Origin of the sequence: Pantoea sp. SIMBA_079, from assembly GCF_046940275.1 — a bacterium.
GTDB lineage: Bacteria > Pseudomonadota > Gammaproteobacteria > Enterobacterales > Enterobacteriaceae > Pantoea > Pantoea borealis.
Map to the genome: position 1 here is coordinate 1 of NZ_JAWRYR010000171.1, position 289 is coordinate 289.

The 289-nt window shown below is 54.3% G+C and carries 1 protein-coding gene; it reads right to left on the minus strand.

Features of this window, described 5'->3' with window-relative positions; genetic code table 11:
* Positions 1-66: 66 nt before the first annotated feature.
* Positions 67-289, minus strand: a 223-nt coding sequence (locus SB719_RS19590) for a response regulator (RefSeq protein WP_412159659.1), incomplete at its 5' end; no start/stop codon positions are given.

Genomic DNA, 289 nt, shown 5'->3' on the forward strand with positions numbered 1-289 from the left:
GACGCGTCAGCGTCGCATCTGGCATTTGCACTGAATGCCGGATGCGGCGTAAACGCCTTATCCGTCCTACGAATCCCGCGATTTCCTGACCCTCTCGGCATATAACGTCAGCGTCTGTTTTATCACATCCAGCGTTACCGGCTTCGACAGGCAGCTGTCCATACCGGACTCCAGACACCGCTGCTTCTCTTCAGCCAACGCATTAGCAGTTACTCCGATTACCGGCAACGTCAGTCCCAACTGACGAATGCGTTGCGTCAAGCGGTAACCATCCATATTTGGCATGTTG